Source organism: Nocardia halotolerans (assembly GCF_042650145.1).
GTDB classification, from domain to species: Bacteria; Actinomycetota; Actinomycetes; order Mycobacteriales; family Mycobacteriaceae; genus Nocardia; species Nocardia halotolerans.
This window is the reverse complement of sequence record NZ_JBHSDL010000045.1, coordinates 23,783-38,385: the sequence shown is the minus strand read 5'-3', so window position 1 is coordinate 38,385 and position 14,603 is coordinate 23,783. Positions and strand designations below refer to the sequence as shown.

General features: G+C 69.4%; 19 protein-coding genes. 7 read left to right on the top strand and 12 right to left on the bottom strand.

Annotated features, from left to right (window positions below; genetic code table 11):
* Nucleotides 1-42: 42 nt before the first annotated feature.
* Nucleotides 43-672, bottom strand: coding sequence for a TetR/AcrR family transcriptional regulator (locus ACFO5K_RS27380; RefSeq protein WP_378568853.1), 630 nt, complete (start codon nucleotides 670-672; stop codon nucleotides 43-45).
* Nucleotides 673-804: 132 nt separating this feature from the next.
* On the opposite strand from ACFO5K_RS27380, the gene ACFO5K_RS27375 reads away from it, so the two are divergent.
* Both ACFO5K_RS27375 and ACFO5K_RS27370 read left to right on the top strand, forming a co-directional pair.
* Complete coding sequence (locus tag ACFO5K_RS27375; RefSeq protein WP_378568851.1) at nucleotides 805-1,725, top strand: sigma-70 family RNA polymerase sigma factor; 921 nt, start codon at nucleotides 805-807, stop codon at nucleotides 1,723-1,725.
* A 38-nt stretch (nucleotides 1,726-1,763) separates the two neighbouring features.
* Entirely contained in the window at nucleotides 1,764-2,639 is an 876-nt protein-coding gene (locus tag ACFO5K_RS27370; RefSeq protein ID WP_378568849.1) for an oxidoreductase, read from the top strand.
* Nucleotide 2,640: 1 nt separating this feature from the next.
* On the opposite strand, the gene ACFO5K_RS27365 is transcribed toward ACFO5K_RS27370, so the two are convergent.
* Nucleotides 2,641-3,573 (bottom strand): NADP-dependent oxidoreductase, encoded by a 933-nt coding sequence (locus ACFO5K_RS27365; protein WP_378568847.1) that lies wholly within the window; start codon nucleotides 3,571-3,573, stop codon nucleotides 2,641-2,643.
* A 103-nt stretch (nucleotides 3,574-3,676) separates the two neighbouring features.
* Here ACFO5K_RS27365 and ACFO5K_RS27360 point away from each other — a divergent pair, with 103 nt between their 5' ends.
* The 3 genes from ACFO5K_RS27360 to ACFO5K_RS27350 all read left to right on the top strand — a co-directional run bounded on the left by ACFO5K_RS27360 (nucleotide 3,677) and on the right by ACFO5K_RS27350 (nucleotide 5,583).
* A complete protein-coding gene (locus tag ACFO5K_RS27360; protein ID WP_378568845.1) occupies nucleotides 3,677-4,660 on the top strand; it encodes a GlxA family transcriptional regulator in 984 nt (327 codons plus the stop codon).
* 123 nt (nucleotides 4,661-4,783) lie between these two features.
* Nucleotides 4,784-5,212, top strand: a complete 429-nt coding sequence (locus ACFO5K_RS27355) for a transcriptional regulator (RefSeq protein WP_378568843.1) — start codon at nucleotides 4,784-4,786, stop codon at nucleotides 5,210-5,212.
* Nucleotides 5,209-5,583, top strand: a complete 375-nt coding sequence (locus tag ACFO5K_RS27350; RefSeq protein ID WP_378568841.1) for a DUF3817 domain-containing protein — start codon at nucleotides 5,209-5,211, stop codon at nucleotides 5,581-5,583. The genes ACFO5K_RS27355 and ACFO5K_RS27350 overlap by 4 nt, the downstream gene beginning before the upstream one ends.
* 158 nt (nucleotides 5,584-5,741) lie before the next feature.
* Here the strand turns inward: ACFO5K_RS27350 and rdgB are convergent, their stop codons facing one another.
* The 10 genes from rdgB to clpS all read right to left on the bottom strand — a co-directional run bounded on the left by rdgB (nucleotide 5,742) and on the right by clpS (nucleotide 12,625).
* Nucleotides 5,742-6,347 (bottom strand): RdgB/HAM1 family non-canonical purine NTP pyrophosphatase, encoded by a 606-nt coding sequence (rdgB, locus tag ACFO5K_RS27345; protein ID WP_378568839.1) that lies wholly within the window; start codon nucleotides 6,345-6,347, stop codon nucleotides 5,742-5,744.
* A gap of 2 nt (nucleotides 6,348-6,349) precedes the next feature.
* A complete protein-coding gene (gene rph, locus ACFO5K_RS27340; RefSeq protein ID WP_378568837.1) occupies nucleotides 6,350-7,114 on the bottom strand; it encodes a ribonuclease PH in 765 nt (254 codons plus the stop codon).
* A gap of 24 nt (nucleotides 7,115-7,138) precedes the next feature.
* On the bottom strand, nucleotides 7,139-7,903 hold the full coding sequence (locus tag ACFO5K_RS27335) for a cyclic nucleotide-degrading phosphodiesterase (RefSeq protein ID WP_378568835.1): 765 nt from the start codon (nucleotides 7,901-7,903) through the stop codon (nucleotides 7,139-7,141).
* Nucleotides 7,904-7,972: 69 nt separating this feature from the next.
* Nucleotides 7,973-8,563, bottom strand: coding sequence for a rhomboid family intramembrane serine protease (locus ACFO5K_RS27330; RefSeq protein ID WP_378568899.1), 591 nt, complete (start codon nucleotides 8,561-8,563; stop codon nucleotides 7,973-7,975).
* Nucleotides 8,564-8,806: 243 nt separating this feature from the next.
* On the bottom strand, nucleotides 8,807-9,769 hold the full coding sequence (locus tag ACFO5K_RS27325; RefSeq protein ID WP_378568833.1) for a PLP-dependent cysteine synthase family protein: 963 nt from the start codon (nucleotides 9,767-9,769) through the stop codon (nucleotides 8,807-8,809).
* Between the two features lie 3 nt (nucleotides 9,770-9,772).
* Nucleotides 9,773-10,069 (bottom strand): MoaD/ThiS family protein, encoded by a 297-nt coding sequence (locus tag ACFO5K_RS27320; RefSeq protein ID WP_378568831.1) that lies wholly within the window; start codon nucleotides 10,067-10,069, stop codon nucleotides 9,773-9,775.
* Nucleotides 10,070-10,101: 32 nt separating this feature from the next.
* Nucleotides 10,102-10,521 carry a Mov34/MPN/PAD-1 family protein gene (locus ACFO5K_RS27315; protein ID WP_378568829.1) on the bottom strand — a complete coding sequence of 140 codons (420 nt, stop codon included), beginning with the start codon at nucleotides 10,519-10,521 and terminating at the stop codon, nucleotides 10,102-10,104.
* A gap of 92 nt (nucleotides 10,522-10,613) precedes the next feature.
* Nucleotides 10,614-11,672 carry a P1 family peptidase gene (locus tag ACFO5K_RS27310; protein ID WP_378568827.1) on the bottom strand — a complete coding sequence of 353 codons (1,059 nt, stop codon included), beginning with the start codon at nucleotides 11,670-11,672 and terminating at the stop codon, nucleotides 10,614-10,616.
* Nucleotides 11,672-12,241 (bottom strand): oxidative stress transcriptional regulator AosR, encoded by a 570-nt coding sequence (gene aosR, locus ACFO5K_RS27305; protein WP_378568825.1) that lies wholly within the window; start codon nucleotides 12,239-12,241, stop codon nucleotides 11,672-11,674. The genes ACFO5K_RS27310 and aosR overlap by 1 nt, the downstream gene beginning before the upstream one ends.
* 33 nt (nucleotides 12,242-12,274) lie before the next feature.
* Nucleotides 12,275-12,625 (bottom strand): ATP-dependent Clp protease adapter ClpS, encoded by a 351-nt coding sequence (gene clpS / locus ACFO5K_RS27300; protein ID WP_378568823.1) that lies wholly within the window; start codon nucleotides 12,623-12,625, stop codon nucleotides 12,275-12,277.
* A gap of 61 nt (nucleotides 12,626-12,686) precedes the next feature.
* Between clpS and ACFO5K_RS27295 the strand changes: the two genes are divergently transcribed.
* Together ACFO5K_RS27295 and ACFO5K_RS27290 are read left to right on the top strand one after the other, a co-directional pair.
* The gene (locus tag ACFO5K_RS27295) at nucleotides 12,687-13,997 is read left to right on the top strand and encodes a nicotinate phosphoribosyltransferase (protein WP_378568821.1); all 1,311 of its coding nucleotides are present in this window, start codon (nucleotides 12,687-12,689) and stop codon (nucleotides 13,995-13,997) included.
* Between the two features lie 50 nt (nucleotides 13,998-14,047).
* Entirely contained in the window at nucleotides 14,048-14,602 is a 555-nt protein-coding gene (locus ACFO5K_RS27290) for an isochorismatase family protein (RefSeq protein WP_378568819.1), read from the top strand.
* The last annotated feature ends 1 nt before the right edge of the window (nucleotide 14,603 follow it).

Sequence of the window (14,603 nt, the reverse complement as noted above, 5' to 3'; positions counted from 1 at the left end):
GTGCGGACACCCAGTGACACGGCAGCAATCGGGCGCCGGTACTCAGCGCACGGCGTAACCGCCCAGCGCCGGTTCGAGGGCGGCGAACGCGGTCTCGGTGTATCCGGTGAGCGCGGCGGCGATCTCGGAACCGTCCTGCCCGGCGAGGGTGCGGCGCAGGATCTCCTCGAACAGCACGCGGTGCACGCCGGCGAGTTGGGCCGCGGCCACCCGCGGGGTGATGTCGTCGGGTGCGGCGCCGGTCTCGTCGGCCAGGGTGCGGGCCAAGGTGGCCTCGCGGTCGTCGTGGAACTCGCGCAGCCGTGCGGTGAGGGCGGCGCTGTCGGTGATCATCTTCGCGAACGGGGCGCCGCTGAAACCGATCACCGGGTCCTGGGCGGCCACCGCGGCCAGGTATGCCTCGCGCAGCGCGGCCAGCGCGGACTGCCCCGGTGCGCGGTCGCGCACGATCGCGGCGAGTTGCTCGACGAAGATCGCGCCGAGGTCCAGGGCGAGGTCCTCTTTTCGGGGGAAGTAGTTGGTGACGGTCATCTTGGCGACGTCGGCGGCGGCGGCCACCTCCGCGATGGTCACCTTGTCGAAGCCACGTTCGAGGAACAGCTCGGTGGCGCGGTGGGAGATCTGCTCCCTGGTCTGCTGCTTCTTCCTGGCTCTCAGCCCCTGCGTGCTCATGTCCCTCAGCGTAACTGAAGTCGACCCAAAAATGTTCTTGACATATTTTTAGGTTGGTTATAAGTTTGTGTTCGTCGCCCAGTGTGCCACCCGGCCCACCACCTTCGCCACCCTTCGAAACGGGAGCCGCTCTTGACCGTTACCGCCGACCCCATTCGCGACTACCTCAGCGCCATCGGGCACACCCCCTTGCTGACCGCCGAACAGGAGTACGCGCTGGGCGCCCGCATCGCCGCCGGCGCCGCTGCCCGCGCCGCCCTGGCCGAGAACAACACGGCCGGCGTTGAGCTCACCGCGAGCGAGCGAGCGGAACTGCACCGCCGCGACATCGACGGGCGGCGCGCGAAAGACCACATGGTGCGGGCGAATCTGCGCCTGGTCGTCTCCATCGCGCGCCGGTTCCCCACCACCACCGGCATGTCGCTGCTCGACCTGATCCAGGAGGGCACGCTCGGGTTGATGCGGGCAGTGGACAAGTTCGATCACCAGCGCGGCCTCAAGCTGTCCACCTACGCGACCTACTGGATCCGGCAGTCGATCGGGCGGGCGCTCAGCGATCAGGGCCGCACCATCCGGCTGCCCTCGAATGTGGCCGAGGTGCTGCACCGGGTGATCCGGATACGGCGCGAGCTGGCGCATCAGCTCGGGCGCGCGGCCACCACCGAGGAACTGGCCGTGGCCACCGAGCTCACCGTCGCCCAGGTCGAGGCGGTGTTGCGTTACGAGGCCGAGCCGGTCTCGCTGCAGGCGCCGGTCGGCGAGGACACCGAGCTGGGTTCACTGTTGCCCGACACCGCCCCCGCACCGGCGGACGTGGTCGCCGACCGCCTGCTCGGCGGCTACCTCGAGCGGGCGCTCACGGTGCTCACCGAACGCGAGGCCACCGTCATCCGGCTGCGGTTCGGCCTCGACAACGGTGCGGGACGCACACTGGCGGAGGTGGGTTCGGAGCTCGGATTGTCGCGGGAACGGGCGCGCCAGATCGAAGCCAAGGCCATGACCAAGCTGCGCAGTCCCACCTGCGTCCGTACGCTGACCGGGCTGCTCGGTTAGCGCTTCCCCCTGACCTTACTCCAGAGTAAGGTCAGGGGATGGCTTGGAAACCAACTGACATCGCGGACCAGTCCGGGCGCACGTTCGTGATCACCGGGGCCAACGGCGGCCTCGGTGCCGAAACCACCAGGGTACTGGCGGGCAAGGGCGCGACCGTGATCATGGCCTGCCGCAACGCGAGCAAGGCACAGCCGATCGCCGACGCCATCGACGGTGACGTGCGGGTGGCCGCGCTCGACCTCGCCGATCTGGCTTCGGTGCGCGAATTCGCCGCCCAGCAGGGCGAATTCGATGTGCTCATCAACAACGCCGGGCTGATGAACGTGCCGTTCTCGCGCACCGCCGACGGATTCGAAACCCAGTTCGGCGTCAACCACCTGGGCCATTTCGCGCTCACCGGCCTGCTGCTCGGCCGCATCCGCGACCGGGTGGTGTCGATCGCCAGCATCGCGCACAAACAGACACCGAAGCTGTGGATCGACGACCTCAACTACGAGAACCGCCGCTACCAGCGCAACCTGGCCTACGCCCAGGCCAAACTCGCCAACCTGATGTTCGGCCGGGAACTGCAGCGCAGGCTCACCGAAGCCGGTTCGGCCCAGAAGTCCTACGCCGTGCACCCCGGGGTCTCGGCGACCGACCTGTTCGCCCGCACCGAGACCCCGCTCGACCGGGTCAGCAAGCCGTTCATCAAGCTCATCGGCCACGCGCCGGCCAAAGCCGCCCACTCCACCCTGTTCGCGGCCACCGAACCCGACGCCGACCCGGCCGTCTACTGGGGCCCCAACCGGTGGATGCAGTCCCAGGGCCCGGTCGAGGCCTGCCCGTCGAGCAAGATCTCCCGCGATCCCGAACTGCTGCGCAGGCTGTGGACCGAATCCGAGCGGATGACCGGCATCAGCTACAAGTTCTGATTCACTCCGCGACCGCGAGCACGATCTTGCCGCGGGCGCGCTGGGTGTCGCTGATCTCGTGCGCCTTGCTCACGAGCTCGAGCGGCAGGACCTTGTCCACGTGCGGTCGCAGCGCGCCCGCCTCGGCCAGCTCAGCGATGGCTTTCATCCCCGCCGCGTCGGCCTCGACGATCATAAACCCGGCACGCACCCCGAGCGGCTCCGCTTGTTCGGTCAGCGCGGCCTCGGCCGGGGAGGCCAGCGAGACGACGATGCCGCCGGGCCGCAGCGTCCGCAGGGAGCGCGGGCCGTACGCACCGCCGACGGTGTCGACGACCACGTCGATGTCGCGGGCGGCTTCGACGAAATCGGTTGTCGAGTAGTCGATCACCTCGTCGGCCCCCAGGCCGCGCACGAAGTCGTGGTTGTCGGCGCGCGCCGTGGCGAGCACGTACGCGCCGCGTGCCTTGGCGATCTGCACCGCGACATGACCCACCCCGCCCGCCGCGGCGTGGATCAGCACCCGCTGGCCCGCCCGCACATCGGCGGTGTCGACCAGCGCCTGCCAGGCGGTGAGCGCGACCAGTGACAACGCGCCCGCCTCGATGTGGGTGAGATTCGCGGGTTTGCGCGCGAGGTGCCGCGCCGGTGCGGTGATGTATTCGGCGTAGGCGCCCGCCGGACGCGGCAGCAGCGGCATGCCGAACACCTCGTCACCGGGGGCGAACAGGGTCACACCGAGACCGACCGCCTCGACCACGCCGGATACGTCCCAGCCCAGCGGGATGATCTCGCCGATGATGCCACCGCTGCTGCGGTGCCAGGAGTCGGTCGGGTTCACCCCGGCCGCGTGCACCCGGATCAGCACTTCCGTCGGGCCCGGCGTCGGCTTGTCGACCTCGATCACCCGCAGCACCTCGGGTCCGCCGAAGGTGTCCTGACCGATTGCCCGCATGAGTTGTCTCCCTTTGTCTCCCAGTCCGATTCGTGGTGAACCGGCCGTGTGGGCACCACGATGCCGGGCCGGCCATCCGGTGACGAGTGGCAAGGAGGCCAATATGTGCAAGGATCTTGCCATGCATCGTGTGGTGGTTCTGGCCGTGGACGGCGTGTATCCGTTCGAACTCGGCATTCCGGCCAGGATCTTCGGCACCGCCGTCGGCCCCGGCGGCACACCGCTCTACGACGTCCGCACCTGCAGCTTCGACGGCGCACCGGTGCCGACCAACGCCGACTATCTGATCTCGGTATCGGATGACAGCTCCGCGCTCGACGAGGCCGACACCCTGGTGATTCCGCCGTTCACCGGTTGCGATGGCGCCGAAACCGACTGGCTGCCACCGCAATTACCCGATGCCCTGGCGCGGCTGCGCTCCGGTGCCCGCATCGTGAGTTTCTGCACCGCGGCCTTCGCCCTGGCCGGGCTCGGCCTGCTCGACGACCGCCAAGCCACCACCCACTGGGCCCAGGCCGACCGGTTCCGCGCACTGTTCCCCCGTGTGCGGATGGACGCCGATGTCCTCTTCGTCGACGACGACCGCATCCTCACGGCGGCGGGCAGCGCCGCGGGCATCGATCTGTGCTTGCACCTGGTGCGCCGTGATCACGGCAGCGCCGTCGCCAACCGGGTCGCGCGCCTGTGCATCGTGCCGCCGTGGCGCGACGGCGGCCAAGCCCAGTTCATCGATCGCCCGATCCCGGAAACCGCCGCCGAGAGCACCGCCGACACCCGCGCCTGGGCACTGACCCACCTGGACCGTCCGCTCGCCCTCACCGAGCTGGCCGAGCACGCCCGCATGAGTGTGCGCACCTTCTGCCGCCGCTTCCGTGCCGAAACCGGGCTGCCACCCGGCCGATGGCTGACCCGCCAGCGCATCGATCTCGCTCGCCACCTGCTCGAGGTCACCGACTTCCCGATCGACCGTGTCGCCGCCGAAGCCGGCCTCGGCACCGCCGCCTCCCTGCGCCAGCACCTCGCCACCACCATCGGTGTCTCGCCCACCACCTACCGACAGACCTTCCGTGCCAGGGCGGCACGCTGACTCGCCGCCTCGGTCTGTCGTCACCGGCAGATCGGCGCGCCGCGTCGCGGGCACAACTGTGACCTCCGTCCCGGCCGCGACCTGGTCCTACGTGAGCTGTAGTAGGCGGGTACCGTGGAACGCGTGTCCGTTCCATCTCCGCGCCCGGCGCACAATCGGGCGGCCCTGATCGCGCTGGTCATCGTCGTCGCGCTGGGGTGTCTCGCGTTGGCCTGGTGGCAGTGGGAGCGTTTCGACTCGGCCACCGGCACCGGCCAGAATCTCGGCTACGCCCTGCAATGGCCGCTGTTCGCCGCGTTCGCGGTGTTCGCCTACGTGCGCTTCGTACGACTCGAGCGTGAAGTCGAACAGCCCGCGTCCGCGCGCAGTGCGGCCGACGAGGCGCCGCGCGAGATCCCGGCGGGAATTCTGCCGGAGCGCCCGCAGGCCGCGCCCGCCGACGACCCGGAGACGGCCGCCTACAACCAGTACCTGGCGCACCTGCACGCCAGCGATATCGACGCGCAGGTTCGCGAGGCCGACCTGCACTCCCCTGAGAGGAACGCCGGGTGACCGACAACCCCACCACCGCCCCGTCGCCGCCCGCGGACACCGCCGCCCCGGGCAGCGCCCCGACGGCGAAGATCGCATCGGCCCTGCTGCGCTACCGGGCCCTGGCCTGGTTCACCGGCCTGTGGCTGCTGCTGCTCACCGTCGAGATGGTCGCCAAGTACGGCTTCGGCGCGGACACCCCCAGCTGGATCGCGGTCGTACACGGCTGGGTCTACTTCGCCTACCTACTGGTCACCGCCGACCTCGCGGTAAAGGTCCGCTGGCCCATCGGCCGGACCGTAGGCACCCTACTGGCAGGCACCATCCCCCTACTCTCCTTCTTCGTAGAACACCGCAACGCCAAAGACGTCAAACACCAGTACGCCCTCTAGCCCCCACCCCGGCGGCCTTCGTCCTGGACGTAGGACCACCAGGCACTCACGTAAACATCGGCCGAGTAGCCTTCGCCACCAGAGCCTGATGGTCAGTTGATCATTACGCGCTGGCGGTGGTGGCCCACTCGGGCGATGCCGGGGGCCGGGCGTAGTGGTTATGTGAGGGCGGCGAGGGTGGGGAGGAGTTGGGTCAGGGCGCGGCCTCGGTGGGAAGCGGCGTCTTTTTCGGCTGGAGTGAGGGTGGCTGCGCTGGTGGTGGCGCCTTCGGGGAGGAAGAGGGGGTCGTAGCCGAAGCCGCCCTCGCCGTGGGGGGCGCGGGCGATGGTGCCGGGCCATTCGCCGCGCACCACGGTGGTGGTGCCATCGGGTCGGACCAGCGCGCAGGTGGAGACGAAGCGGGCGCCGCGGCGTTCGTCGGGGACATCGGCGAGCTGGGCGAGCAGCAGCGCGTTGTTGGCGGCGTCGTCGCCGTGCTTGCCCGCCCAGCGCGCCGACAAGATACCGGGCATTCCGTTGAGCGCGTCCACCTCGATGCCGGAATCGTCTGCTACGCAAGGCATTCCGGTGGCGAGGGCGCCGTCGCGCGCCTTGGCGACGGCGTTCTCCTCGAAGGTGACTCCGGTCTCGGGTGCCTCCGCGTAGGGCGGCACCTCGTTCAGGCTCACCAGCTCGATGCCGGCGACACCCGCCTCGTCGAGGATGCGGCGAAGTTCGTTCAGCTTCTTGGCATTTCGGCTGGCCACCAGCACTCGCACGGCCACGACTAGCGCTTCGCGGCCGGTTCGGGCAGCACGCCCGGGTACGGCAGCGCGAGAGCCGCCTTCTGGATCGCGAACAGTTCCTCACAGCCGGCCAGCGCGGAGTCCAGCAGCTTGTCGAGGGTGGAGCGGGGGAAGGTCGCGCCCTCGCCGGTGCCCTGGATCTCGACCAGCGTGCCGGTGTCGGTGGACACCACGTTCATGTCGACCTCGGCGCGCGAGTCCTCTTCATAGGGCAGATCCAGGCGCACGCGCCCGTCGACCACACCCACACTCACCGCGGCGATCATGCAGGAGATCGGTTGCGGATCGGCCAGTTTGCCCGCTGCGGCCAGATAGGTCACCGCATCCGAGAGCGCCACGTACGCGCCGGTGATCGCGGCGGTGCGGGTACCGCCGTCGGCCTGGAGCACGTCGCAGTCCAAGGCGATGGTGTTCTCGCCGAGCGCGGCCAGATCGATGCAGGCACGCAGCGAACGTCCGATCAGTCTGCTGATCTCCTGGGTACGACCGCCGACCTTGCCCTTCACCGACTCACGCCCGCTGCGGGTGTGCGTGGCGGCGGGCAGCATCGCGTATTCGGCGGTCAGCCAGCCCAGGCCCGAATCGCGGCGCCACGGCGGCACCCCCTCGGTGACACTGGCCGTGCACATCACCCTGGTCTGCCCGAATTCGACCAGCACCGACCCCGCGGGATGTTCGGTGAAGCCCCGGGTGATCTTTACCTCGCGGAGTTCGTCATCCGCCCTGCCATCGGCTCGTCTCGACACGGCTCACACACTAACCTCGACGCCTCAGAGGTCGAACGTCTCCCCCGGCGACACCGCGTGCACCGGCCCGGCGAAAGCGGCCTTGGCCTCGGCGATCACGTCCTCGCGGGAAGTCCACGGCGGAATGTGGGTGAGCAGCAGTTCCTTGGCGCCGGCCCGGGTGGCGATCTCGCCCGCCTCGGTGCCCGAAAGATGAATGCCCGGAGGGCGATTGGCCGGATCGTGGGTCCACGACGCCTCCGACATCAGCACGTCGGCGCCCCGCGCCAGCTCGACCACCGCGTCGCACATGGCGGTGTCACCGGTGTAGACGAAGACCCGGCCGTTGTTCGCGGTGATGCGCAGTCCGTAGGACTCCGGCGGGTGATACATCCGCCGGGCTTCCACGGTGTGCCCGGGCCCGAACGGGACCGCGACATTCTCGGCCCACACCTGCGAGTCGATCACGTCGGACCAGTCGTCGGTCTCCCCGCCGATCTCGGCCGAGGCGTTGCCGATCCGCAGCGCCGCGTCGGAGGGGCCGCGCACCACGGCCTGCCCGGTGGGCGGGCTCGGGTGGTAGCGGCGCCACACCAGCAGCGCGGGCAGATCCAGACAGTGATCGGCGTGCAGGTGGGTGAGGAAGATGTCGACCTCGGCCGGGTTCATGTGCTTCTGCAGCGCGCCGAAGATCCCGGGGCCGAAATCGATGACGGTCGGCCGCATATCCGGGCCCGTCAGCAGATATCCCGACGCGGGGGAATCCGGGCCGGACACACTGCCCGAGCACCCGAGGACGGTAAGGCGCATGCCATCATGCTGCCACGACGTGCTGGTACTCACTGCGGGATCCCCCCATTTTCCAGACCGGATCCCCGGCTACCGCGTTGGGACTGCGCGGCCGAACGGTGCTTCACGGCGGCGTCGACGTTCATCTGAAGAGAGTACCCAGCCTGCCAGCACTCCACCCACCGCCCCGAAAAGATGCCCCTGCCAAGAAATCCGGGGGTCGCTGGGCAGCACTCCCCACAGCATCGACCCGTAGAACAGGAAGATCCCCAGCCCGCCGACGATCTGCCAAGTATTGCGCGCGAACCAGCCGCGACAGATGAGATACGTGAGCCACCCGAACACGATCGAGGAGGCGCCCACGTGCACACTGCCCGCCGAACCGGTGAGCCAGGTACCCACCCCCGCGACCACCCAGATGATCGCCGTCGCCGCGATCCCACGCCCGAGACCCGACACCAGGACGAAAAAGCCGAGTATCAGCAGCGGCAGCGTGTTGGCGATCAGATGGTCCCAGCCGCCGTGCAGCAGCGGGGCCCAGAGGATGCCGTCGAGCCCGTCGGCCGAGCGCGGTTCGATGCCCGCCGCGTCCAGTTGCCCCGGTGCGCCCACCGGCCGATCGCTGGAGAGCACCATGTCGACGCCCTCGATCACATACAGCGTGCCGACGAACCCGAGCATCACCACCGCGGCCCGCACCCAACCAGCCGCACGCCGCGGGGGCGGCTCGCCGGTCTGTCCGCTCAACCCCGCGATCCGCTCCGGATCGAACGAGGCACCGACCCCACCGCTCACCGTGCACCGCCTCCACTCGAGCCAGGACCGATTCTCAGCCCATTACCACCGAGCGTACCGAAATCGCGCCTCCCAGCTGGAGCGAACATATTTCGACTGCCGCGCCACGTCTCGAACACCGGCTGGGGCTCAGGCCCAGAGCTGGCCGTCCAGCTTCTCCTCGGCTTCGTCGAGGGTTCCGTCGTAGGCGCCGGTGGACAGGTATTTCCAGCCACCGTCGGCCACCACGAACGCTATGTCGGCCCGCCTGCCCGCCTTGTGCGCCTTCTTGGCGATGCCGAGCGCCGCGTGCAGGATGGCGCCGGTGGAGATGCCGGCGAAGATGCCTTCCTCACCGACCAGTTCCCTGGTGCGCTTCACCGCGTCGTAGGGGCCCACCGAGAAACGGGTGGTGAGCACCTTCTCGTCGTAGAGCTCCGGAATGAAACCCTCGTCGATGTTGCGCAGCCCGTAGACCAGTTCGCCGTAGCGCGGTTCGGCCGCCACGATCTCGATGCCGGGGACCTGTTCGCGCAGGTATCGGCCGGTGCCCATCAGGGTGCCGGTGGTGCCCAGGCCCGCGACGAAGTGGGTGATCCCGGGGAGGTCGGCCAGCAGTTCGGGACCGGTGGCCTCGTAGTGCGCCAGCGCGTTGGCCGGGTTGCCGTACTGGTAGAGCATCACCCATTCCGGGTTCTCCGCGGCGATCTGCTTGGCCAGCGCCACCGCCTGATTCGAACCACCGGCCGCGGGCGAATCGATGATCTCGGCCCCGAACATGGTGAGCAGCTGACGCCGTTCCACCGAGGTGTTCTCCGGCATCACGCACACGATGCGGTAGCCCTTGAGCTTGGCCGCCATGGCCAGCGAGATACCGGTGTTGCCACTGGTCGGTTCCAGGATGGTGCAACCTGGGGTGAGCAGCCCGTCGGCTTCGGCCTGTTCGATCATCCGCAGGGCGGGCCGGTCTTTGATCGACCCGGTGGGGTTGCGGTCCTCGAGTTTGGCCCACAGGCGGACGTGATCGTCACCGTCCCACTGGGGTGAGAGGGTGCGCAGGCCGACGAGCGGGGTGTTGCCGAGGGTCGCGATCAGCGATTCGTAGCGGGCCACGGCTCAGCGGTGCGTGCCGAGGTCGACACTGCCGCCCGCGACGGCGGGCAGGATGGTGACCGACGCGTCGTCGGGGACCTCGGCCGCGAGCCCACCGGAGAAGCGCACATCTTCGTCGTCGACGTAGATGTTGACGTAGCGGTTGAGCTTGCCGTCCTTGAGCAGGCGCTCGGCCAGCCCCGGGTGGTTGGCCTCGAGGTTGTCGATCAGCGCGGACAGGGTGGCGCCTTCGCCCTGCACCCGCTTCTCACCTCCGGTGATACCACGCATGATGGTCGGAATGGACACGGTTACCGGCATGGGAACTCCTCAGGTGATGACTTTTGTCGGTTTCAGGCGTCGTAGGACTCGACGATGCGCACCGGTTCCTCGGTGACCTCGCCGTCGACGATGCGGTAGCTGCGCACTTCGTGCTCCTGCGGATCGCGAGTGGAGATCAGCACGTAGTGCGCCTCCGGTTCGCCCGCGTAGGAGATGTCGGTGCGGCTCGGGTAGGCCGCGGTGGCGGTGTGGGAGTGGTAGACGACGACGGGAACCTCGTCGGCATCGTCCATTTCGCGCCAGATCCGCAGTTGCTCACCGGAATCGAACCGGTAGAACGTCGGCGAACGTTCGGCGTTGACCATCGCGATGAAGCGTTCCGGCCGATCACTGCCCTCGGGGCCCGCGATGACACCGCATGCCTCGTCGGGGTGATCGGCGCGCGCGTGCGCCACCATCGCGTCAACGAGATCGGCTCTGATCACCAGCACTTGTCGACCCTTTCCACATCCGGCACAACCACCTCACCCTATGCGGGTATTCCGGGGGTCCCGCACGCCGGTCCCCACCTGCGACGACCGGTTCAGCGGGGGAACAGATCGTGGTAGGCGGGGATGCCGGCGATCGAGGTCGCGCTGCGTACGGCGTCGACGATCGCGCGTTCGACCACCACCGCGGCGGCGGTGCACAGCTGGTCGAGCAACAGCAGGTCCGGTGGGAAGGCCGCGGGCAGCGCAGTGGCCGGGACGCGCACCGCACCGGTGGCCAGGGCGAAGACGGTGTCGCCGTCCAGGGGCGAGTGCACGGGCCGGATCGCGCGCGCCAACCCGTCGTGGGCGGTGGCGGCCAGGCGCCGGCAGCCCGCCGGATCCAGGTCCGCGTCGGTGGCGACCACGCCGATGGTGGTGTTGAGGGCCGTGCCCTTCACCGGGATCTCGGCCAGGGCCGCGAGTTCGGCGGCGGTGCCGGGACGCAGCCCGAAGAACTCCGGGCCGTCGGTACCCGCGCCCCAGGGCAGACCGGTACGCGGGTCGACCACCGAACCGACCGGATTGGCCACGATCAACGCGCCGACGGTGACGCCCGCGCCGGGCCCGTCCCCGAGCACCACACTGGCCGAACCGATCCCGCCTTTGAGTGCTCCGGCGCGAGCGCCCACACCCGCGCCGACGGTGCCGCGAGCGAATTCCGTGGCGGCCGCGGCGGCGGCGCGGTAACCGAAGTCCGCGTCGGGCCGGATGTCCCAGGCGCCGACGGGCAGATCGAAGATCACCGCGCCGGGCACGATCGGCACCACCCGGCTGGGGTCGGCGGGGTCCATCGGGATGCCTTCGCCGTGTTCCTCGGCCCAGCGCATCACCCCGTCGGCGGCGGCCAGCCCGTAGGCGCTACCGCCGGTGAGCAGCACCGCGTGCAGTTGGCGGACCGTGTTGGCGGGGTCGAGCAGATCGGTTTCCCTGGTGCCCGGTCCGCCGCCGCGCACGTCCACCGAGGCGGTGGCGCCACCCGGCACCCGCACCACCGTGGTACCGGTCGCGGCGCCGGAACCGAGGGTGACCCGCTCGTCGAGGCGCTGATGGTGACCGACGAGCACACCGGCCACATCGGTGATCGAATCGCGGGGCCCCGTGGCGCCGGGCATCAGGGCGCGAGGGCCTGCAGCAGCGAGTCCTGCATCCAGGTCAGCCAGTGGTACACGTCCAGGTGCGGGGCGCGCGGGTCTTCGGGATCGAAGTGCTCGGGCGTGTCGTCATCGATGTCGAGCAGGGTGCCCAGGGCCAGCCGCACATCGGTGAGCGCGGCCAACCAGGCGTCGGCCTGCTCGGGGGTGAGCACCACTTTGCCGCCGGATTCGGGGCAGCTGTCGAGCACCACCCGGCCCGCGGCCAGTTTCGCGTCGATGATCTCGGGCTCGTGCAAGCTGCGCAGGGCGCTGTTGAGGTCGGCGCGTTTGGCGTCGGGCGAACCCGGTTCGGCGCGGTGGAAATCGGGCAGCAGACGCAACAGCTGCGGGTCCTCGGGCGGGCGGGCGTTGCCGGTTCGCAGCCCGGTGAGCGCGGCGAGTTCGTCCTCGGGTGACTCGGTGGCGCGGTCACTGAGCAGGCCCGACACCGCACCGATCAGAGAGCGCAACACGGTGGCCTCGTGCTCGTCCATTTCGGATCGCAGCTTGAGACCGCTCAGCGAGTTCTTTCTGCTCCACTTGCGCACAGGGCCAGGTTACTCAGATGCGCAGCGCTCTGCTCAGTCGTCGCGCTGCATGGTTGCCCAGAGGCCGGCGGCGTGCAGACGCCGCACGTCCTGTTCCATCTTGTCGCGCGAGCCCGACGACACCACGGCCTTGCCCTCGTTGTGCACCTGCAGCATCAACTCGGTCGCCTTGGCTTTGCTGTAGCCGAACAGCTTCTGGAAGATGTAGGTGACGTAGTGCATCAGGTTGACCGGGTCGTCCCAGACGACGGTCACCCACGGCCGGTCCTCGGCCTCGAGAATTTCGGTGTGTTCGGTAGCCTCCGGCGTCGCCTGTGGCGCCGACAGTGCGGCGTTCACGGCGTCGGTCACGGCGCCGGCTCGAACGGAATTGCACAGGGCCATAAACCCCAGGGTACGACGAGCCCGCCCAGAAACAACACCCGCGGTGACTAGAGTTTCGGGTGTGCAGATCCGTGACGAAGCCAGCACCGCGCTGCTGACCGACCAGTACGAGCTCACCATGCTGGCCGCTGCCCTGGCCGATGGTTCGGCGCGCAGGCAGTGCACCTTCGAGGTGTTCGCCAGACGCTTGCCGCATGGTCGCCGCTACGGCGTGGTGGCCGGCACCGGACGGCTGCTCGACGCGCTGTCCGGGTTCCGGTTCGGACCCGGCGAGCTGGCGGTGGCGGCGAAGTTCCTGCCCGCGAACACCGTCGACTGGTTGCGCGAATATCGCTTCACCGGCGACATCGACGGTTACGCCGAAGGTGAGCTGTACTTCCCCGGCTCGCCGATCCTGTCGGTGCGCGGCAATTTCGCCGACTGCGTGGTGCTGGAGACCCTGATCCTGTCGATCTTCAATCACGACAGCGCCATCGCCTCGGCGGCCGCGCGGATGGTGAGCGCGGCGGCCGGACGCCGGCTGATCGAGATGGGCTCGCGCCGCACCCACGAGCTCGCCGCGCCGTCGAGTTCGCGCGCTGCCTACCTCGCCGGTTTCGACGCCACTTCCAATCTCGAGGCCGTGCGCAGCTTCGGTGTGCCGGGGGCGGGCACGAGCGCGCACTCGTTCACCCTGCTGCACAGCGGCGCCGACGGCGAGCACGAGGCGGCCGCGTTCAGCGGTCAGATCGACGCGCTCGGCGTCGGCACCACCTTGCTGGTGGACACCTTCGACATCACCAGGGGCGTGGCCACCGCCGTCGAGGTGGCCGGGCCCGAGCTGGGCGGGGTGCGCATCGACTCCGGTGACCTGGGTGTGCTGGCCAGGCAGGTCCGCGATCAGCTCGACGAACTCGGCGCCACCGGCACCCGCATCGTGGTCTCCGGCGACCTGGACGAATACGCGATCGCGGCCCTGCGCGCCGAACCCGTCGACGTGTACGGCGTGGGCACCTCGCTGGTCACCGGTTCGGGGGCGCCCACGGCGGGCATGGTCTACAAGCTCGTCGAGGTCGACGGCATTCCGGTGGCCAAGCGCAGCAGCCACAAGCAGTCGCGCGGTGGCACCAAGAAGGCGGTGCGGTTGGCGCGGGCCACGGGCACCATCGTCGAGGAGATCGTGTACCCGGCCGGTGCGCCCGCTCCGGCCACCGACGGGTTCCAGGTCAGGGAGCTGCAGGTGCCGCTGGTCCGCGCGGGCGAACCGGTCGACGGGGTGGCGACTCTGGCGCGCAGTCGTGAGCTGGTCGCCCAGGGGCTGGTGAGCCTGCCGTGGGAGGGGCTCAAGCTCTCCGACGGTGAGCCCGCGGTGCCGACCACCTTCCTGGACTGAGACGCCGGGGAGATCGGTGGACAATGGTGTCATCGACGAAGGAGGACGAGATGGCACGCGGATTGATCATCGTGGACGTGCAGAACGACTTCTGTGAAGGCGGGTCGCTGGCGGTGACCGGTGGTGCGGCGGTGGCGGCGGCGATCAGCGACCACGTCGCCCGCGAGCCCTACGACGCGGTGGTCGCGACCAGGGACTGGCACATCGACCCCGGCGCCCATTTCGCCACCGACCCCGACTATGTCGACACCTGGCCACCGCACTGCCGGGTGGGCACCGCCGGCGCCGATTTCCACCCGGCACTCGACACCTCCGGCATCCAGGAGATCTTCGCCAAGGGCGAATACACCGCCGCCTATTCCGGTTTCGAGGGCGCCGCACCCGACGGCACCGCGCTGGCCGACTGGCTGCGCACCCGCGGCATCGACACCGTCGACATCGTGGGCATCGCCACCGACCACTGCGTGCGCGCCACCGCCCTGGACGCGCGCGCGGCCGGGTTCGACACTCATGTCCTGCTCGAGCTCACCGCCGGGGTGGCCCCCGACACGACCGAGACCGCTGTTCGCACCCTCCGCGACGCCGGGGTGCGCACGCACCCCTGAA